Here is a 19,457-nt window from a genome sequence, read left to right as displayed (position 1 = left end):
GTGCGGGCCCCGCTGAGGATGCGGGGCCCGTGCTCCGGGGGGAGCCTCCAGATAACTGGAGGTTCACGATGGGATCACTGCGGGTCACTCTCTGTACGATCGCCGCTCTCGGGGCGGTCGCCGTCACCCCGGCGGCACACGCGGCGGACGGAGGCGTCTCGCTCAGTCCCTCGTCCCCCCGCCCGGGCGGCGACATCACCCTGCGGGTGGACGGATGCCCCCAGCGGACCGCCACAGCCCTCTCCAAGGCGTTCGTCGCCGACGCCCGCCTCACCCTCGCAGCCGACGGCATCCTCGTCGGCGAGAGCCGCGTCCGCTCCACGGCCAAGGCGGGCACGTACGACGTGCTGGTCGCCTGCGGCGAGGAGTCCCGCACGGGCGCCGTCACCGTCGCCGCAAAGGGCGGCGCCGAACAGTCCGTACGGCACGGACCGCAGCCGTCGGCCCCCGCCTCTCCCACGGCCCCCGTCCGGGCCGGCGGCGGTGGCACGTCCCGGCTCGCGATGGTGGACGCCCGCGAGGCCGGCCCCGGCACGGCGCACACCGTGACCGGGCTGATCCTGGCGGGCGTCGCCGCCACGGCCGTGGCGCTGCGCAGCGCCCGCCGGAGCCGACGGCCGCGCTGACCATGGCCGAGCCCGAACGCTCCACCCACGGCGGCCGTCTCCTCATGGGCGTCGCCTGGACCGTGCTGCTGCTCGGGCTGTGGCTGTGGGGGAGGGAGGTCACCGGCGTGCGGCAGGGCGTCACCGCACCGGTGTCCGGTGACGTCGCGGCGGTCGGACGGCCGGCGCCCGTACAACTGCCGCCCACCGCACGGCCGTTGGGCGACGCACTTCCGCAGCGCCTCGACATCCCCGGGCTCGATCTGCGGGCACCGGTCGTCGCCCGTGGGCTCGACGCCCACGCCGCGATCGATCCGCCGCCCTACGAGCAGGCCGCCGCCGTCGGGTGGTACGCGGCCGGGGTGAAGCCGGGAGCGGCCGGCGCGGCGCTGATGGTGGGGCATGTCGACACCGAGAGCCGGCCCGCCGTCTTCCACCGCCTGGGCACACTGCGGCCCGGCGCCACGGTTCGGGTGCTGCGCGACGACGGCAGGGTCGCCGAGTTCACCGTGGACGACGTCCGGGTCGTCACCCGCGACCGCTTCGACGCCCACCAGGTCTACGGGGCCCACCGGCCGGGCCGCGCCGAACTGCGCCTGATCACCTGCGCCGGCACCTTCGACCGGGCGGCCCGTGACTACACGGCGAACGTCGTGGTCTCGGCGTACCTGACGGGCACAGGACTGTGAGGCCCTGACCGGACAGGGCGTACCTGGCCCGGCCGACGACCTGCTCCCCCCGAAGCCGCCGACCGGGCTGGGTCCTCGACCGCGGGCGCACGGGCTGCGGGAGTAACCCGGCGTCCGACGCGGGAGGTCTTGAGTGACCACAGTGGAGACGGTCCGACCGGGGGCTGGGGTCGTCCGGAGTTGACTGTAGAACGGAAAGACGGCCGGGGCCTAGGGAAAAGTGCGGGGGGCCGCAGGACAGGCCCTAGGCGCGTCCCTCGTCGTCCGCCCGCTCCGCCTCCCGGCGCAGCCCGGCGTCGTCCGCGACCCGGTCGATGACCGCCCGCGCGACCCGGTCCAGGGGCAGCTGATGCCGGCGCGCGTACTGCCGCAGCGCCACGAAGGCATGGTCGGCGGGGGTGTTCCAGCGCTCGGCGAGCATGCCCTTGGCCTGCTCGATGCGCACCCGGCTGGACAGCGCCTGCTGCAGCTGACCGGCGAAGCTCTGGCACTGGGCGTACCGGGTGTTGTTCGCGAGGCCGAGGGCCGCGCTGTCGGCGATGAGCTGGGCCAGCCGCAGCGTCGGGTCGTCCTCGGACCGGGAGCCGCCGGGCAGGGCGGGGCCGAAGACGTTGAGCGCGCCCAGCAGCCGCTCGTGGTGGCGCAGCGGGACCGCGTAGGTGGTGGCGATGTCATGGGCGAGCGCCCGCTCGGTGAACTCGGGCCAGCGGCCGGCCGCCCGTGCCGCCCTGATCGAGACCGGTGGCACCGGCCGGCCGGAGCCGTAGCTGTCCAGGCAGGGCCCGCCGCCGTGCTGGGCCCGCAGCAGCTCCAGCGCGATCTCCCGCCGGATGCCGCCCGCCGCCAGCGCCACCGTGCCGCCCTCCTCGAACAGCATGAAGCCGGCCGCCTGCGCTGCCAGCAACCGCACACAGTGGTCGGCGACCCGCGATAAGTGGTGCGCGCTCTCGAACCCCTCGACGAGCGTGTCCGCCGACTCCACCAACGCCTGTGCCAGCCGGATCTCCCGGGTGGACTGGTGCATGACCGCACACTTCCCTTCCCCTGTTCCCCTGTCGCCGTCGCAGTCGTCATAGTGGCTGTAACAGCTCCCCGACAAGGATCGGCGTCCTCGTGTGCCTCGCGACACGTATGTCAGGATTGAGCCTTGGAACGGAGCACCCGAGGGGGAGCTGGATGTACCTGAACAGGGGGGCCTGGAGGGGCGCTCGCGCGCGGACGTCCGCGATGGTGCTGGGGGCGGCACTGCTGATCGCGGGCTGTTCTTCCGGGGACGCGGACCAGCCGGACGACAACGCCGGCGCCGGGATCAGCCAACAGCCCAAGGACACCGACCCGTTCTGGGTGAACCCGGACGGGAACGCGGCAGAGCAGGTGGCCGACTACGTGAAGGACGGCAAGAAGGAGGACGCCGAGCAGATCCGCAAGATCGCGCAGCAGCCGACGGGCGAGTGGATCGGCCCGGAGAACCCGGAGCAGGAGGCCCGCGGCTACACCGAGGCCGCCGACAAGGCAGGCCGTACGGCGCTGCTGGTCCTCTACAACATCCCGCACCGCGACTGCGGCCAGTACTCCCAGGGCGGCGCCGCGGACGGCAACGCCTACCGGTCCTGGATCGACGGCGTGGCCAAGGGCATCGAGGACCGGGACACGACGGTGATCCTGGAGCCGGACGCGCTGCTGCACCTGGTGGACGGCTGCACCCCGGACGAGTTCCACGAGGAGCGCTACGACCTCCTCAAGGGTGCCATCGGCAAGCTCAAGTCCCTGAAGAACACCAAGGTCTACGTGGACGCGGGCAACGCCGGCTGGGGTCATCCCGACCAGATCTTCGAGCCCCTGAAGTGGGCGGGCATCGACCAGGCCGACGGCTTCTCCGTCAACGTCTCCAACTTCTACACGACCAAGGACTCGATCGCGTACGGCAAGCAGCTCTCCACCAAGGTGGGCAACAAGCCGTTCGTCATCGACACCAGCCGCAACGGCAACGGCCCGTACACCCAGGGCGACCCGAACGAACGCTGGTGCAACCCGCCCGGCCGGGCGCTCGGCGAAACCCCGACCACCAAGACGTCGGACCCGCTGGTGGACGCGTACGTCTGGGTCAAACGCCCCGGCGAGTCCGACGGCGAGTGCAAGGGCGGCCCGAAGGCGGGCGAGTGGTGGGCGGATTACGCCCTGACTCTGGCGAAGGGCAGCAAATAGCTCTTACGTGAACGGGGGCGCCCTCCATCCCGGAGGGCGCCCCTATTTGCGTATCCGCTACGGGACCTTGACCCACTGCGCCTTGCTGGGCGTCCCTTGGTCGTCCATCACGAACAGCATGTACCACCCCGACGGAACCAGATTCCGGTTCGTCGGCACATCCACCGTGATCTTGTCACCGGACTTCTTGAAGTCCAGCTTCACCGACCGCTGGTCCACGTCCGTGACATGCGTCGACGCACTCGGCCGCATCAGCCGCACGTTCTCGATCGACGAGGCGTGCTGCGAGGTGAACGTGCCCGTCCCGCCCCGCTTGATGGTCTGCGGCCCACCCGACAGCGACGGCTGAGCGTCCCGGTACAGATAGGGCGGCGTATAGATCTCGACCCGCTGCTCGAACTTCCCCGGCTTGGTGTTGGCCTTGTCGGCGTACAGCGAGTCGGAGCCGAAGAACATCACGCGCCCGTCGGGCAGCAGGATCGACCCCGAGTGGTAGTTCCGGCCCACGAGCGGGTCGGCGACCCGGTCGAGAGCCTTCGCGCCGGGCCGATAGAGGTGCGCCTGAAGGATGTTGGAGTCACCGCGGCCCCGGTAGTCCTCGGAACCACCGGACACCAGCACACTGTCGTCCGGCAGCACGGAGGCCTGCGGATACCGCGTGCCCTTCTCCAGCGACGGCCCGTCCTCGAACTCCGGGCTGTCGTCGTTCAGATCGATGATCCGGGTCTTCTCGCTGGACTCCTTGGACTCACCGACGCCACCGCCGCCGATCACCATGTACTTCTCGTCCTGCGCCGGCGGCAGCAGCACCGTGCCCGAGGTCTCCATCAGCTTGGGATCGCTCATGCCGGGCAGCTTGCTGAACTTGTTGGTGTCGACGTCCCAGATGCCGGGATCGCGGCCCACGTTGTCGGGACCGTAGCCCGCGTTCGAACCCGAGTAGAAGATCTTCCCGTTCTCCAGCGGGAACAGCGCCGGGTACGTCGGGAACTGCCGCAACTTCGACAGGTACGTCCACTTCTTGGTCTTCGGGTCGTACACCTCGTTCTTGCCCGGCACCAACTGGCCGATGTCGTCGAGGCCGGAGACGCTGAGGATCTTGCCGTTGCCGAGTGTGGTGAGCGTCGGGTACCAGCGGGCCTCGTGCATCGGGTCGACCTTGATGTACTTCTCGGCGACCGGGTCGAACTCATAGGCATCCCGGATGCCCTGGAAGTCCTTCTTGTCCAGGGCGAGCTTCTGCGCGATGCCGTACGTGTTGCGCGCGTCGGCGCCGGACAGGCCCTGGATCCGGTAGTTGTCCTGGGTGCCGGTCTCGAACTGTCTGCCCTTCTTCTGCGCCTCGACATAGATCCGGCCGAGGCCGGGGTCGTTGCGCAGGAACTCGCCGGTCGCCTTGTCGAAGACCTTCTTCGCACGCGGCACCAGCACCGGGTCCTTGGAGACGAACGTCTTGCCGTTCTCCTTGCCGGTGAACTTGGTGCCCGCGGGCAGCGTGATCGGCTCGTCCGGGTTCTCGTTGTGGACGATCATCAGGCCGCCGGCCTTGGTGACGTCACCCTTGAGCTTCTCGTAGCGCTTCGTGCCGCCCGCGATCAGCAGGTTGCCGTTGGACAGCTGGGTGTGGCCCGTGCAGAACAGGTCGTTCGGCGTCGGCACCTTCTTGATCGTGCCCTTGACCGGGTCCCAGATACGCGTGTCGTACTTCTTCGCGTCGAAGTTGTCCTGGTTGTTGCCCGAACCCGCGATCAACAGCACCTTGCCGGTGTGCAGGAGCGCCGCGTGGATCGTGTTGAGGCGGTACTCCTCGGGGAAGTCGACGACCTCCCACTTGCCGTTCTCGGCTTTGTACTCGGGTCTGTTGATCTGGTACTGGTGGTATTTCTCGGTGCCGACGCGATAGAGCCACGGCCCGTTCATTCCGGCCAGCGCTAGCACCACCGCCGTGCCTATCGCGAGTCGACGGGCGCGGCGGCGGCCTGCACGGTCGTTCATTCCTTACGTCCCCCAAGTCCACCCAGGGCGATCTGCATCGTCTGGTCGTTACCGCCACTGCCGGACGCGGCCCAGCTCGGCTTGTGCTGGCCGTGCTGGCCGTGCTGGCCGTGCTGGCCGTGCTGGCCGTGCGGTGGCGTGGCGTGCGCGGGCATCGGCTGCGGCTGGTACGCAGCCGCGCCTGCGCCCGTGGCCACCGCGTCCTGCGGCCCGGTCTGGGTCGGCACGGTCGCGGCGGGCTTCTTCCGGTCCTGACGCAGCATGTAGCGCCAGGCGAAGATCGGCGTCGCCGTGATCAGCATGGCAAACGTCGCCCAGATGATCATCGCGGGGTGCGAGTGCCCGTAGACGAAACCGGCGGTGATCGAAGCGCCGAAGATCCCGATGAAGTACCAGTGGTAGCGGAAGGTTCCGAACCACCGGTCGGGGCTCGCGGAATCGCCCTTGGGAGTCACGACGAACTTGCTCTTCTTGCGCAGCACCGCGTCGAACAGCGCCTTGGCGTACAGCGGCGCCGACAGCGCGGACATCACCATGCCCGCCACACCGCCGGAGCCCTCGGGCTCGTGCGGCGAGACGTTGTGGCGGCGGTTCCAGACGTACAGGCCGATCTGGAGCGCGGAGGCGTTGCCGTACAGCATCAGCCAGATCGTCGGGTCGATGTTCACACCCGAGGCGCCGAGGCCCAGGAACAGCGCACAGCTCAGCGCCGCCAGGATCCAGTTGAGCGCCGACATCGGGTAGAAGATGATCATCATCGTGTAGTTGAAGAGCTTGCTCGGCGGCAGCGAGTACCAGCCCTTCCAGTACTGCTTGAGGATCGTCTCGTACGTCCCTCGCGACCAGCGCATCTGCTGGGTGAAGAAGTCGGTCCAGGCACTCGGCCCCTCGCCCACGGCGAGCACATCCGGCGTATACACGGACCGCCACTTCTTGCCCGTCGCCGGGTTCTTGTGGCGGTGGATCTCGAAGCCGGTCGCCATGTCCTCGGTGATCGAGTCGTACAGACCGCCGATCTGCTGGAGCGCCTTGATGCGGACGGCGTTCGAGGTACCCACGAACATCGGGGAGCCGTACTTGTTGCCGGCGCGCTGGATGAGGGCGTGGAAGAGGAACTGCTGCGACTCGGCGGCCTTGGTGACGAAGTTGTCGTAGTTGCCGTACACCTGCGGGCCGATGACGAAGCCGACGTTCGGGTCGCGGAAGAAGCCGAGCATCCGCTCCAGGTAGTTGGGCAGCGGCACGTGGTCGGTGTCGACCGAGGCGAAGAAGTCGTAGTCGTCGCCGTGCGCGTCCAGCCAGGCGTTGTAGTTGCCGTGCTTGGTCTTGGCGCGGTGCGGGCCCTTGGCCTGGTTCCACTTGGCGACGCCCTTGCGGGAGAAGTGGTGCACGCCGAGCCGCGCGCACACCTCCTTCACCTCAGGGTCGTCGCCCTCGTCGAGCAGCCAGATGTGCAGCAGGCCCCGGTGGCGCAGCTTGACGGCCGCCTCCAGGGTCTTCGTCACCATCCCCAGCGGCTCCTTGCCGGGCACGAAGGAGGTGAGGAAGGCCACTCTCGTGCCGGTCTCCGGCACCACCGGGATCGGGTCGCGGGCGACCAGCGTGGCGTGCGCGTTCGACACCACGTTCATGCAGCGGAAGAACTCGATCAGACCGATCGAGACGAGCATGACTATGTCGAGCGCCGGCAGGAAGTCGTAGGCGGGATAGTCCCGTTCGGTCCAGTGCTCGGGCTGCAGCAGCCAGAACAGCAGGACCAGCGAGAGCACCGGGGCCGCGGCCAGCATCAGGGCGACCCTGATCCGGTGCGGCTCCTGCGAGATCAGCGAGCGGTACTCGACCCGGTACGGCTTGTTCGGGTCGGGCTGGGTGAGGGGACCGGCCAGCCGGCTGTAGTGCTCGTAGTCGTACTTCGGCAGCGTCTTCTTGATCCGGCGGAACGCGCCGGTCCGGGTTTGCGATGGCACCCGTAGCTGTGTTGTCTGAGACGGGTCGAAGTTCTGCCGGGCGCCCGTCGGCGTCGACGTCATGAGTCATCCCCCCACACGCAGGTCACCGCGTGTCTGTCGGTTCCTTAACGACTGTGTCGATCCCCCTCGACCTCCACAGGCGTATCAGTGGTGGGCCGCAGTCACCACATCTTCCACACCTTAGACATGGAAACGCGACCTTCCGGTTGCATCATGCCCCCCTCGGCATGAGGTCATGAACGGGGCCCCCTACTCCCCGCAAAAACCGGCAACCGGCTCCTTGCCCCCCAACTGCCGCGTATCCGCAGCATCTTGGTAAACCCAACCCCAGGGTTCTACGGCGTTCCACATGATCGCAAGATGCGAAACGAGGTGTTTACCGGTCATACGCGCTCATTGTGGCACCTGTGGGGGTGTTGTGTACCCGTTGTGGACACGCGGGCGCGGATGTTGCCGAAGTGCTCCCTTATGGCCTCCTCCGCCCGTATCGCGTCACCCGACCGCACCGCGTCCACGATCTCCCGGTGCTGCCGGGAGGTGACCAGGGGATCCTGTGGAGCACCCCCGAGGTCGGTGTGGACCCGGTGGAAGGCGTCCCAGAACGCCTCCATGACCTCGCCGAGCAGCGCGTTGTCCAGCCCTCGGTAGAGGGTGGCGTGAAACGCCCGATCGGTCTCGGCGATTCTGTCGCCGCCTCGCGCCGCCTGCTCTTCCATACGGTCCACGAGCGCGTCCAGTTCAATGAGGTCGGTGTCCGGGAGGCGCCCGGCGAGCCGCGCCACCAGCCCCGCCTCCACGGCCTCCCGCAGCTGCACGAGCTGGAGCAGGGTGTCCTCGCCCCGGTGATGCCCGGCGACCGTGCGGAAGGCGAGGCCCTCGATCATCGGGGCCAGCGACATCGTGCCGACGTACGTCCCGAAGCCGTGCCGGATCTCCACGATGCCCATCGCCTGCAACCCCTTGAGCGCCTCGCGCACGGAGTTGCGGCTGGCACCCAGGTGCGCCATCAGCTCGGGCTCCGTCGGCAGCGGGGCCCCGGAGGCCAGCCGGCGGTCGATGATGAGCTTCTTGATCCGCTCTTGCAGGTCACGAGCTGCCATGGCCAGAGGGTATCCGGCCAAACACGCCAGAAGCCCCTCGCTTGCACGAGGCGCTTCCGGACTGCAGGCACTCACGTCAGATGCGAAAAGCCCCCCGCGGTTGCGAGGGGCCTTCACTGTCTGTGCGCCGCCAGGGACTCGAACCCCGGACCCGCTGATGCTGCATTCTCCGGGGGTAACCCCCGGACCCCCAGCCGCGCCTGCAGGACCCGGGGAGGACCCGGGAGGCCGCCGGGGACTGACCTCGAATGCGAAAAGCCCCCCGCAGCTGCGAGGGGCTTTCACTGTCTGTGCGCCGCCAGGGACTCGAACCCCGGACCCGCTGATGCTGCATTCCCCGGGGGGTAACCCCCGGACCCCCAGCCGCACCTGCAGGCCCCGGGGAGGACCCGGGAGGCCGCCGGGGACTGACCTCGAATGCGAAAAGCCCCCCGCGGTTGCGAGGGGCTTTCACTGTCTGTGCGCCGCCAGGGACTCGAACCCCGGACCCGCTGATGCTGCATTCTCCGGGGGATAACCCCCGGACCCCCAGCCGCGCCTGCAGGACCCGGGATGCGCGGGAGGCCGCGGTGGACTGACCCCGAATGCGAAAAGCCCCCCGCAGCTGCGAGGGGCTTTCACTGTCTGTGCGCCGCCAGGGACTCGAACCCCGGACCCGCTGATTAAGAGTCAGCTGCTCTAACCAACTGAGCTAGCGGCGCGTGCTGACGGCGTTAACTCTACATGACCTCTGGGGGTGCCCCGGACCGCGCGGCCGGGCGGCGCGGGGGGAGCGCGGGCCCTTGTAAACCATTCGGACCGTCAACATGCGAGTCCGGAAGACAGTTGTGAAACTGACGGTGTGTACAGCCGCGGACATTTCCAACAGGAGTGTGAGGGGAATCGCATGGAGGCTCGGTCTCCGGTATTCGAGGAATTCGATCCGGCGAGTGACTGCGACTGCCCCGGATGCGCCCACTGGCAGCGCGTCCTGCCGCATTCCACGGCCGGCCGCCACCCGGCCGCCACCCGGGCGCTGATCCTCGCCGCAGCCGCCTCCACCACCGTCGCCGTCGGCCACACGGCCCCGGCTCTCGCCGCCCCCCACACCCTCGACCGACCGGCCGTTCCCGCAGGTGACGAGCCCAGCACGCCCCAGGGCGGCAAGGCACCGCTGCACGGACCGGGCGGCAGGCCGGCCAAGCCCGCCGGCGCCGTCAAGGCGCCCGCGACCACCCGCGCGGAGATCATCAGGCGGGCCAAGAATTGGGTCGCGGCGAAGGTGCCGTACAGCATGTCCCGGTACTGGTCGGACGGATACCGGCAGGACTGCTCGGGCTTCGTCTCGATGGCCTGGAGCCTGCCCGGAAACGAATGGACCGGCAGCCTCGACCAGTACGGCGTGCGAATCTCCCGGGAGGAACTGCAACCCGGCGACATTCTGCTCTTCCATAATCCCGCCGACCCCCAGAAAGGCTCGCACGTAGTCATTTTCGGCGGCTGGACGGACTACACGCAGACCTACTACACCGCCTACGAGGAGGCTCCCCCGCACGCCCGGCGGCAGGCCACCCCGTACGCCTACTGGAACCACTCCGACCGCTACGTCGCCTACCGCTACAAGGGACTCACGAGCGGCGGCTCGTCGGGCAAGAAACCGGACGCCGAGCAGCCCGAGGGTGAGCGGCCGGGCGGCGGGAAGCCGGACACCGCCAAGCCGGAGGGGCCGACGCGCCCCACGCCGTACCCGGGACCGGCGCACTTCGGCCCCGGGGCCAACAACAAGCACGTCACCCAGCTGGGCCGGCTGCTCGTCGAGCGCGGCGCCGGCCGGTACTACACCGCCGGCCCGGGCCCGCGCTGGTCGGACGCGGACCGCAGGGCCACCCAGGCCTTCCAGCTCGCGCAGGGCTGGCGGGGCCAGGACGCGGACGGGCTGCCGGGGCCGTCGACGTGGGCGCTGCTGGCGGCGGGCAAGGGCAAGGACATCCCGGCCGGGGCGACCGGCGCCCGCCCACCCGAGCAGCCGTCGTCGCACGGGGTGCCCGGCTATCCGGGGAGGGCGCTGTTCCGGCAGGGCGCCGACAACGAGTTCATCACCCAGCTCGGCCAGCAGCTGGTGAAGAGGGGATTCGGCAAGCACTACAAGACCGGGCCGGGTTCGCGCTGGAGCGAGGCGGACCGACGTGCCGTCGAGGCGTTCCAGCGCTCCCAGGGCTGGCGGGGCGGCGCGGCCGACGGCTATCCGGGGCCGGAGACCTGGCGGCGGCTGTTCTCGTAACCCGACATCCCGACATCCCGACATCCCGACATCCCGGCGACCACAGTTGTGACGCATCTGGCGCGGAGGCTGGAGGCACCCATGACCACGACCACTTCTCACACGCCCGAGCCCGAGGGGCTCGGGGGGCCGGCCGAGGTGCCGGTGCGGCCCGGGCGGCTGATCCAGAACGAGGCGACCACCGAGATCCCCGTCCATCTGCTGTTCCGCGACGAGGCGGGCCCGGTGTCGGTGCCGCTCAGACCGACGGTCGTGGCACGCCGGCAGGGCACGGGGGAGCAGCCGCGCCTGCGCCGCCCGGTCCAGCCGAAGCCGCGTCCCGAACCGGAGGTCGACCCCGATCTGGTGGAGCGGCCCGCGCGGGTGCTGCCCGGGGCGGCGGGTGTGCTCGCCGGTGCCTGCGGGGCGGCCGGGTGCCTGGCCGCCTCGTGGTGGGCCGGGGTGCTGCCGCAGCCGGCGGTGGCGGCGCTGGGGTTGCCGGTGTCGGCGGGGGCCGGACTCGGCCCGGCGCAGTGGGCGGCATACGCGGGAGCCGGGGGCCTCGGGCTGCTCGGCTTCGGCGGGCTGGCCCGCGGGCGGACCGGGCGGGCCTGGGTGCTGGGGCTGTTCGGCCGCTACCGGGGGACGGTCCGGCGCACCGGTCTGATGTGGGTCAACCCGCTGCTGCTGCGCCGCCGGGTCGACGTACGGCTGCGGCACTGGCGCAGCGAGCCGATGCCGGCGGCCGACGGCAACGGGGTCGCGCTGCGGGCGGTCGTCCTGGTGGTGTGGCGGGTGAAGGACACCGCGCGGGCGCTGCTCGGGGTGGAGGACCACGAGTCGTACCTGCGCGAGTGCGTCGAGGCGGCGCTGGCCCGGGTGCCGGTGGAGATGCCGGGCGGCCCGCGGGGTTCCGTCGAGGCGGCCGGGGAGGCGCTGACCCGGCTGGTGGCGCGGGACGCGGCGGGGGTCGGCCTGGAGGTGTTCTCGGTGCGGCCGGTGCGGATGGAGTACGCGCCCGAGGTCGCTGCCGCGATGCACCGCCGCCGTATCGCCGCGCTGGACGCACGGGACCGGGCCACCATGGTGGGTTCGGTCGTCGACTCGGTGGAGGACACGGTGACCCGGCTGACCATGCGGGGCCTGGTCGAGCTGGACGACTACGAACGCAAGGCGCTGGTCAAGGACTTGACGGTGGCGTTCTGCGCGGGGCGGGGCGAGACGGCGATCTGAACGCCCCCTGACGGCCCCTCGAACATGTCCCTCGATTGGTATGGACATGTTCAACAGTCAGCAATAATCTGGGACTTGGTCTAGACCTGCAAGCTCGCCGAACTTCCCCCACGTTCCCAGGAGCAGCAGCATGCGCAGAAAGGCCAAGTGGTACGCCGCCGCACTCGGACTCAGCACCGCCGGGGCCCTCGTGCTCTCCGCCGGAGGCGCGAGCAGCCACGGCTACACCGACCTCCCCATCAGCCGGCAGAAGCTCTGCCAGAACGGCACCGTGACCAACTGCGGCTCCATCCAGTGGGAGCCGCAGAGCGTCGAGGGCCCGAAGGGCTTCCCGGGCTCCGGCCCGGCCGACGGATCCATCTGCAACGCGGGACTGGGTCAGTTCTCCCAGCTCAGCGCGCCGAACACGCCGTCCGGCGGTGCCTGGCCCACCACCAGGGTGTCGGGCGGTCAGAGCTACACCTTCCGGTGGCAGTTCACCGCGATGCACGCCACGACCGACTTCAAGTACTACGTCACCAAGCCGGGCTGGAACCAGAACCACAACCTGGCCCGCTCCGACCTCAACCTCACTCCGTTCCTGACGATCCCGTACAACGGGCAGCGGCCGCCGTCCACGCTCTCCCACAGCGGCACCCTGCCGTCCGGGCTGAGTGGACACCACGTGATCCTCGCGGTGTGGACGATCGCCGACACGAGCAACGCGTTCTACGCGTGCTCGGACGTCACGTTCTGAGGTTCTCTTGAGTCAGCACCCAGGCCGGCGTGGGTAGGTTCCTCCCACGCCGGCCGCACGGGGTCGGCGGATCGACCTCGGGGGTTGAACGATGGACGTGCTCTTCTATGCCGCACCCGGCCTGATCATGGCTGTGGCTCTGTTCATGGCGTACAGGGTGGTGCGCCGCTCGCTGCAGATGCGCAGCGCCTGGAACAGCGGGCTGACCGCGCAGGGGCGCTGTCTGCGGATGTACACGACGACCCATGGCGGCAGCGGTGACTCCCGGGTGCACACGACGCTGCACCACGTCTATGAGTTCACCACCCATGACGGCCGGCCCATCCGCTTCGAGGAGGAGGGCGGCCCCGGCACGACGGTCGAGGGTGACGTCGTGACCGTGTACTACGCCGACGGCCCCCAGGTGGTGGCCACGGCCCACCGCCCGAGCCATGGCAGGCAGGCGGCGGCCACCGTCGGCATCCTCGTGTTCCTCGGGGTGGTCGTGCTGTTCTGCGCCGGCTTCATGGTCACCTACACGGAGATGTCCTCGGGCATGGACGCGATGAACGGCTTCTGACCCTCCACATCTGACGGTGCGTCAATTACTGTGCGCCCTCATGGAGTCCACTACGGGACGCACGGTCGCGGAGCTCGTGGCGGCCCGGTGGGGTGACCACCGGCCGGGCCTGTGGTTCGACGGGGAGGCGCTCACCCATCACGAGGTGGCCGCCGGGTCGGCAGCCCGCGCCGCGCTGCTCGCCGACCTCCTGCCACCGGGCGCCGAGCCGCACATCGGCGTGCTACTCGACAACACCCCCGAGTACCCGCTGTGGCTCGGCGCGGCCGCCCTCGCCGGAGCCGCCGTCGCCGGGATCAACCCCACCCGCCGGGGCCCCGAACTCGCCCGCGACATCCTGCACACCGAGTGCCGGGTCCTGATCACCGAGCGAGCCCAACTGCCGCTGCTGGACGGCCTGGAGCTGCCCGGCGTACGGCTGCTGTTGACCGGGACGCCGGAATACGACGCCCTGCTCGCGCCCTACGCCGACGCCCGCCCCGACCCCTCCCACGCCACCCCGCACGACCGGCTTCTCCTCTACTTCACCTCCGGCTCGACCGGCGCCCCCAAGGCCGCGATCTGCACCCAGGGCCGGCTGGCCGCCGCCGGGCGCTCGCTGGCCGACCAATTCGGGGTCCGCCCCGACGACGTGCACTACATCTGCATGCCGATGTTCCACGGCAACGCGGTGATCGCCGACTGGGCACCCGCCCTCGCGGCCGGCGCGGGCGTGGCGCTGCGGCGACGGTTCTCGGCGTCGGGGTTCCTCGCGGACGTACGGCGGTATGGGGCGACGTACTTCACCTACGTGGGCCGGGCGATCCAGTACCTCCTCGCCACCGAACCGCATCCCGACGACCGGGACCACGCGCTGCGGCTCGGCTTCGGCACCGAGGCGGGCGCCGTGGACGCGGCCGCGTTCGAGCGCCGGTTCGGGGTGCGGCTGGTGGAGGGGTACGGCTCGTCCGAGGGCGGGGCCGCCGTGCAGTGGTCGCCGGGGACGCCGCCGGGGGCCGTGGGACGGGCGGGGCCCGGGCTCGTCGTACTCGACCCGGAGACCTGCGCGCAATGCCCGCCGGCCGTCTTCGACGCGGGCGGACGGCTGGTCAACGGGGACACCGCGATCGGGGAGCTGGTCAACCGGGGGCCGAACCCCTTCGAGGGGTACTGGCGCAATCCCGGGGCGGAGGCCGAGCGGCGGCGGGAGGGCTGGTACTGGACGGGGGACCTGTTCTGCCGGGACGCCGACGGCTATCTGTACTTCGCGGGACGCGCCGACGACCGGCTCCGGGTCGACGGCGAGAACCTGTCCGCCGCGATGATCGAGAACATCCTCGCCCGGTACGAGGGCGCGGACGCCGTGGCCGTGTACGCGGTGCCGGATCCGGTGACCGGGGACCAGGTCATGGCGACGATCGCGGGGAAGTTCGACCCGGTGGCCTTCACCGGGTTCCTGCTCGCCCAACCGGATCTGGGGACGAAGATGGCGCCCCGGTTCGTGCGGGTGGTGCAGCGGATGCCGGTGACCGCCACGAACAAGATCCATCGGGCGGGGCTCAGACGGGAGGGGCTGCGGTGCACCGACCCGGTGTGGTGGCGGCCGGCGGGGGAGCGGACGTATCGAAGCCTGACGGAGGCGGAGGTCGCGGCATACGTCGAAGAGCCTCCGGCTCCCACGAGAGGCCCTTCTCAACCTGCGGAGGTCTTGGGCATACGTCGAAGGGCCCCCCGCTCCCACGAGAGGCCCTTCTGAGGTGCGCCGCCAGGGACTCGAACCCCGGACCCGCTGATGCTGCATTCTCCGGGGGATAACCCCCGGACCCCCAGCCGTCCCTTCGCCGCTCTTCTCGAAGGGGGGAGGCCTTGCCTTGGGATACGTCGAAGGGCCCCTCGCTCCCACGAGAGGCCCTTCTGAGGTGCGCCGCCAGGGACTCGAACCCCGGACCCGCTGATTAAGAGTCAGCTGCTCTAACCAACTGAGCTAGCGGCGCATGACTCGCGCCGGCCGCGTATTTCGTGCTCTTCGCGGCTGGCGACGAGAAAATACTACCTGGTCCGCGGGGGTGCTTCGGACCACCGCCGGGCTCGGCCGGTCAGGACTGGATCGCGAGCGACAGCAGCACCGGCGTCGCGCCGCGGTTCAGGGTGTCCGCCGCCTGGCGCAGCCGGTGCGCGTGCTCCAGCGGGAGCGACAGGGCCAGGCAGCCCACCGAGGAGCCGGCCGTGATCGGGACGGCCGCGCACACCGTGCCCACCGCGTACTCCTGGAGGTCGAGGTGCGGGACCGTCGGCGGCTGGGACTCCAGGCGGGAGAGCAGCACCTTGTCGTTGGTGATCGTGCGCGAGGTGAGCCGGGCCATCTTGTGCCGGGAGAGGTGGTCGCGCCGGCCGTTGTGGTCGAGCTGGCCCAGCAGGCTCTTGCCTATGGCGGTGGCGTGGGCGGAGAAGCGGAAGTCGACCCACTCGTTGACCACGGGAGTGGCAGGACCGGCCGCGAACTGGTCGATCTTGACCTCGCCGTCGAGGTACCGGCTGATGTAGACGGCGGCGCCGACCGAGTCCCGCAGCCGGTCCAGGGTCTGCTGGAGGGTGTCCCGCAGGGCCTGCTCACGGCCCTGGGCGGAACCGAGGCGGGCCAGGGCGTCGCCCGTGACGTACGCCCCGTCGGCAACCTGCTCGACGTAGCCCTCGCGGCGCAGCATCCGCAGGAGGCCGGTCAGGCGCTCCGGGCCGATGCCTGTGTGCCGGGCGAGCTCGGTGTCGGTGACTCCGGTGCTGTGCCGTGCCACGGTCTCCAGGACGCGCAGGGCGTCCTGGACCGAGTGGTACGGCGTCGTCGACTCGTGCTGCAGCGCCACGGTTCCCCCTGCGGTCGCACGTCGCTTCTCATCGGGCGGGGTTCGAGTCTGTCTGTCAGTCTCCTTCACGATAGCGGGCAAGAGGCTTGTAGTGAGCGGTTGTTGACGAGATTGCGACGTCCTCAACTGCGGTGCTAGCACCCTGGCATATGCCAAAGTCATGAGCCGAACGAGTCGTCACAGCACAGCGCTGAGAAACTCCCGGGTGCGGTCGTTCTCGGGGTCGTTGAAGATCTTCTCCGGGGAGCCGGACTCGATGACCCGGCCGGAGTCGAACATCAGGACCTGGTCCGAGATGTCCCGGGCGAAATTCATCTCGTGGGTCACACAGAGCATCGTGATGTCGGTGGTGCGGGCGATGTCCCGCAGCAGGTCCAGGACGCCCGCGACCAGCTCCGGGTCCAGAGCCGAGGTCACCTCGTCGAGCAGCAGCACCTGCGGCCGCATGGCCAGCGCCCGCGCGATCGCCACCCGCTGCTGCTGGCCGCCGGACAGCTGGGTCGGGTGGGCGTCGCACTTGTCGGCGAGGCCCACCATGTCGAGGAGCTCACGGGCCCGTGCCTCCGCCTCGTCCTTGGCCATGCCGAGGACGGTGACCGGGGCCTCGGTGATGTTGCGCAGCACGGTCATGTTCGGGAACAGGTTGAACTGCTGGAACACCATCCCGATCTTCTTGCGGACCTCGCGGATCTGCTTCTCGGGGGCTGGGAAGAGCTGCTCACCGGCGACCGTGATCGTGCCCTCGTCGGGCTTGGTCAGGGTCATCAGCATCCGCAGGATCGTCGTCTTGCCGGAGCCGGACGGGCCGATCAGGGTGACGTGCTTGCCGGAGTCGACGGAGAAGTCGAGCCCGTCGAGGACCGTGTTCGAGCCGAACCGCTTCGTGACGTGGTCGAAGCGGATCAGTTCGCCGCCGTCCACCGGCGGGTTGGCGCTCGCGTCGGGTTCTTTCATGAGAGGGGTGTCAGCGGACAAGGCGTCGCTCCAGGGCTCGTACGAGAAGGGAGGCCGGATAGGCGATGACGATGAAGGCCACTCCGATGACCGTCAGGGGCTCGGTGAACTGGAAGTTCTCCTGCGCGAACAGCCGCGCCTCGCCGAGCATCTCCATGACCGTGATGGTCATCAGGATCGGGGTGTCCTTGAGCATCGCGATGACGTAGTTGCCGAGGGCCGGCACGACCCGGCGGATCGCCTGCGGCAGGATCACCACCTGCCACGTCTTGGTCATCGGCAGGTTCAGCGCCGTCGCGGCCTCCCACTGGCCGGCGGGCACCGCCTCGATGCCGGCCCGGTAGACCTGCATCGTGTACGTCGAGTAGTGCAGCCCGATCGCGAAGACGCCGGTGGTCAGCGCCGAGGCGGTGACGCCCCACTCGGGCAGCACGTAGAAGAGGAAGAACAGCTGCACCAGCAGCGGGGTGTTGCGGATGAACTCCGTCACCGCCCCCACCGGCCAGCGCACCCAGCGGCTCGGCGTGCGCATCAGCAGCGCCCACACCAGGCCCAGCGCGAACGAGATCAGCGAGCCGAGGGCCAGGATCTGCAGGGTGACCAGCAGTCCGTCCCAGAATCGCGGCATGAAGTCGGCGACAGCGCTCCAGTCCCAGGTCATGACGAGGCACCTCCCGCGCCCATGGCACCTGCCGCGCCCACGCCGGTCGTCTCAGGCCGGCGCAGCTCCTGCTCGGGCGTGCGCCCGACCGACTTGCCCAGCCCTGCCTTGAGTTTGCGTTCCAGTCCGCGCATCCCCCGCGTGAGCAGGAAGGCGATGACGAAGTAGATCAGCAGGACGTACGTGTAGATCTCCGCGCTCTCCTGGAGCGCGAGCCGCACCAGGTTGGCGCTGAAGGCCAGGTCGCCCATGCCCATCACCGACACCAGCGCGGTGCCCTTCAGCAGTTCCACCAGCAGGTTGGTGAAGGACGGGATCATCTCCGGCACCGCCTGCGGCAGCAGGATCAGCCGCATCCGCTGCCACGGCGTGAAGCTGAGGGCGATGCCGCCCTCGCGCTGCGCCGGGTCGACGGAGTTGAGGGCGCCGCGGACGATCTCGGCGCCGTATGCCCCGTAGGTCAGTCCGAGCGCGAGCGTGCCCGCCCACAGGGGCACCAGCTGCCAGCCGAACGCGACCGGCAGCACGAAGAACACCCAGAAGATCATGATCAGGGCGGAGGTCCCGCGGAACACCTCGGTGTAGACGCCCGCGAGAAAGCGGACTATCCACAGCCGGTGGGTGCGGGCCATGCCGACGCCGAAGGCGACCACCGTGGCCAGCAGTCCGCTCAGGACCAGCAGCTGGACGGTGATCCAGATCCCTTTGAGTACGAGTTCCCAGAGTCCCGAGGTCATCCGCTCTTCCCTCCGCCGCACAGCTCCTTCGCGGTGAGGTCGGTCATCTCCGCCTCCGTGAAGCCGAAGGGCTTGAGGATGCGGAACAGCTCCCCGCTCTTCTTGAGCTTCTGCAACTCGATGTTGAAGGCGTCCCGCAGCTTTGTCTCGGTCGGCCGGAACGCGAACGCGCCGCCGTCGACGTGCGGTTCGCCCTCGACGAGGGGCGCGAAGGCCTTGGTGGACTCCGCCTTGGCCGACTTCTTGACGACCTCACGGGTGGTCAGCGCCGTACCGGCGAAGGCGTCCACGCGTCCCGCCTCGACGGCGTTCAGCCCCGCGACCTGGTCCGGCACGATGAGGATGTCGCTCTCCTTGTACCCCGCCTCGACGGCGTACTGGATCTCGGCATAGCCGGTCCCGGTCGCGAACTTGGCGCCCTTCTCGACGATGTCCTTGTAGTCGTGCAGTCCCTTGGGGTTGCCCTTGCGCACGATGAAGGAGTCGAGCATCTGGTAGTCGGGGTCGGAGAAGATGACCTGTTCGCAGCGCTCGGCATTGACGTACATCCCGGCGGCGACGACGTCGAACTGCTGTGACTTCAGCCCGGGGATCAGCGACCCGAACTCGGTCGGCACGGGTTGCACATTGTCGACGCCCAGCCGCTTGAAGATGACCTTGGCCAGCTCCGGCGCCTCGCCGGTCAGCTCGCCGTTCTTGTCGATGTAGCCGAAGGGGATCTCCCCCGCGATACCGAGGCGTACGACGCCCGCGGCCTTCAGCCGTTCGAGCAGATCGCCGCCTTCCGTGGTCGATGCCGTGGCCACTCGCGAGCAGCCGGCCGCCCCCAGCGCACCGAGCGCCGCCACCCCCGCGAGCAGCGACCGGCGCGTGGTCCCTTGTGTGAGTCTGTCGTTCCCATTAGGTGGAGCCATGGCGGCGCGGCTACCCGAGA

The 19,457-nt window shown here is 69.7% G+C and carries 17 protein-coding genes and 2 tRNA genes; 8 read left to right on the top strand and 11 right to left on the bottom strand.

The genetic code is table 11. The features are described from left to right. Positions 1–68: 68 nt before the first annotated feature. A complete protein-coding gene (locus tag OG254_RS18705; RefSeq protein WP_405583185.1) occupies positions 69–626 on the top strand; it encodes a hypothetical protein in 558 nt (185 codons plus the stop codon). Between the two features lie 2 nt (positions 627–628). Further along, on the top strand, positions 629–1,294 hold the full coding sequence (locus OG254_RS18700; RefSeq protein WP_405583183.1) for a class F sortase: 666 nt from the start codon (positions 629–631) through the stop codon (positions 1,292–1,294). Positions 1,295–1,538: 244 nt separating this feature from the next. Here OG254_RS18700 and OG254_RS18695 read toward each other — a convergent pair whose 3' ends face one another. After that, positions 1,539–2,318, bottom strand: a complete 780-nt coding sequence (locus tag OG254_RS18695; protein WP_405583181.1) for a GAF and ANTAR domain-containing protein — start codon at positions 2,316–2,318, stop codon at positions 1,539–1,541. 152 nt (positions 2,319–2,470) lie between these two features. Between OG254_RS18695 and OG254_RS18690 the strand changes: the two genes are divergently transcribed. Beyond that, positions 2,471–3,499: a glycoside hydrolase family 6 protein gene (locus tag OG254_RS18690; protein WP_351189864.1), complete on the top strand. Its 1,029-nt coding sequence runs from the start codon at positions 2,471–2,473 to the stop codon at positions 3,497–3,499. Positions 3,500–3,556: 57 nt separating this feature from the next. On the opposite strand, the gene OG254_RS18685 is transcribed toward OG254_RS18690, so the two are convergent. From OG254_RS18685 to OG254_RS18670, 4 genes are all read right to left on the bottom strand, one after another. After that, positions 3,557–5,494, bottom strand: a complete 1,938-nt coding sequence (locus OG254_RS18685) for a galactose oxidase-like domain-containing protein (RefSeq protein ID WP_405583179.1) — start codon at positions 5,492–5,494, stop codon at positions 3,557–3,559. After that, the gene (locus OG254_RS18680; RefSeq protein WP_405583177.1) at positions 5,491–7,524 is read right to left on the bottom strand and encodes a glycosyltransferase family 2 protein; all 2,034 of its coding nucleotides are present in this window, start codon (positions 7,522–7,524) and stop codon (positions 5,491–5,493) included. The genes OG254_RS18685 and OG254_RS18680 overlap by 4 nt, the downstream gene beginning before the upstream one ends. A gap of 323 nt (positions 7,525–7,847) precedes the next feature. Next, positions 7,848–8,564, bottom strand: coding sequence for a FadR/GntR family transcriptional regulator (locus tag OG254_RS18675; protein WP_405583175.1), 717 nt, complete (start codon positions 8,562–8,564; stop codon positions 7,848–7,850). Positions 8,565–9,191: 627 nt separating this feature from the next. After that, a tRNA-Lys gene (locus OG254_RS18670) sits at positions 9,192–9,265 on the bottom strand. Positions 9,266–9,450: 185 nt separating this feature from the next. Between OG254_RS18670 and OG254_RS18665 the strand changes: the two genes are divergently transcribed. From OG254_RS18665 to OG254_RS18645, 5 genes are all read left to right on the top strand, one after another. Then, positions 9,451–10,824 carry a peptidoglycan-binding protein gene (locus OG254_RS18665; RefSeq protein ID WP_405583173.1) on the top strand — a complete coding sequence of 458 codons (1,374 nt, stop codon included), beginning with the start codon at positions 9,451–9,453 and terminating at the stop codon, positions 10,822–10,824. Between the two features lie 81 nt (positions 10,825–10,905). Further along, positions 10,906–12,036 (top strand): SPFH domain-containing protein, encoded by a 1,131-nt coding sequence (locus OG254_RS18660; RefSeq protein ID WP_351189849.1) that lies wholly within the window; start codon positions 10,906–10,908, stop codon positions 12,034–12,036. A gap of 130 nt (positions 12,037–12,166) precedes the next feature. Then, positions 12,167–12,772: a lytic polysaccharide monooxygenase gene (locus OG254_RS18655; protein ID WP_351189846.1), complete on the top strand. Its 606-nt coding sequence runs from the start codon at positions 12,167–12,169 to the stop codon at positions 12,770–12,772. A gap of 91 nt (positions 12,773–12,863) precedes the next feature. Beyond that, complete coding sequence (locus OG254_RS18650) at positions 12,864–13,331, top strand: DUF3592 domain-containing protein (protein ID WP_405583170.1); 468 nt, start codon at positions 12,864–12,866, stop codon at positions 13,329–13,331. A gap of 40 nt (positions 13,332–13,371) precedes the next feature. After that, entirely contained in the window at positions 13,372–15,066 is a 1,695-nt protein-coding gene (locus OG254_RS18645; RefSeq protein WP_405583168.1) for an AMP-binding protein, read from the top strand. Positions 15,067–15,230: 164 nt separating this feature from the next. Here the strand turns inward: OG254_RS18645 and OG254_RS18640 are convergent. From OG254_RS18640 to ehuB, 6 genes are all read right to left on the bottom strand, one after another. Further along, positions 15,231–15,304: transfer RNA gene (locus tag OG254_RS18640), tRNA-Lys, on the bottom strand. A 102-nt stretch (positions 15,305–15,406) separates the two neighbouring features. Further along, a complete protein-coding gene (locus OG254_RS18635) occupies positions 15,407–16,171 on the bottom strand; it encodes an IclR family transcriptional regulator (RefSeq protein ID WP_405583166.1) in 765 nt (254 codons plus the stop codon). 177 nt (positions 16,172–16,348) lie between these two features. After that, positions 16,349–17,125, bottom strand: a complete 777-nt coding sequence (ehuA, locus tag OG254_RS18630; protein ID WP_405583164.1) for an ectoine/hydroxyectoine ABC transporter ATP-binding protein EhuA — start codon at positions 17,123–17,125, stop codon at positions 16,349–16,351. Positions 17,126–17,135: 10 nt separating this feature from the next. Next, complete coding sequence (ehuD, locus tag OG254_RS18625; RefSeq protein ID WP_351189833.1) at positions 17,136–17,786, bottom strand: ectoine/hydroxyectoine ABC transporter permease subunit EhuD; 651 nt, start codon at positions 17,784–17,786, stop codon at positions 17,136–17,138. After that, positions 17,783–18,523, bottom strand: a complete 741-nt coding sequence (gene ehuC, locus OG254_RS18620) for an ectoine/hydroxyectoine ABC transporter permease subunit EhuC (protein ID WP_405583162.1) — start codon at positions 18,521–18,523, stop codon at positions 17,783–17,785. Before ehuC ends, ehuD begins: the two co-directional genes overlap by 4 nt. Further along, positions 18,520–19,437 (bottom strand): ectoine/hydroxyectoine ABC transporter substrate-binding protein EhuB, encoded by a 918-nt coding sequence (gene ehuB, locus OG254_RS18615; protein ID WP_405583160.1) that lies wholly within the window; start codon positions 19,435–19,437, stop codon positions 18,520–18,522. Before ehuB ends, ehuC begins: the two co-directional genes overlap by 4 nt. Positions 19,438–19,457 lie beyond the last annotated feature (20 nt).

Source organism: Streptomyces sp. NBC_01092 (assembly GCF_045039535.1).
Lineage (GTDB): Bacteria > Actinomycetota > Actinomycetes > Streptomycetales > Streptomycetaceae > Streptomyces.
The sequence above is the reverse complement of the archived record's forward strand: the minus strand, read 5'-3'. Positions and strand labels throughout refer to the sequence as shown.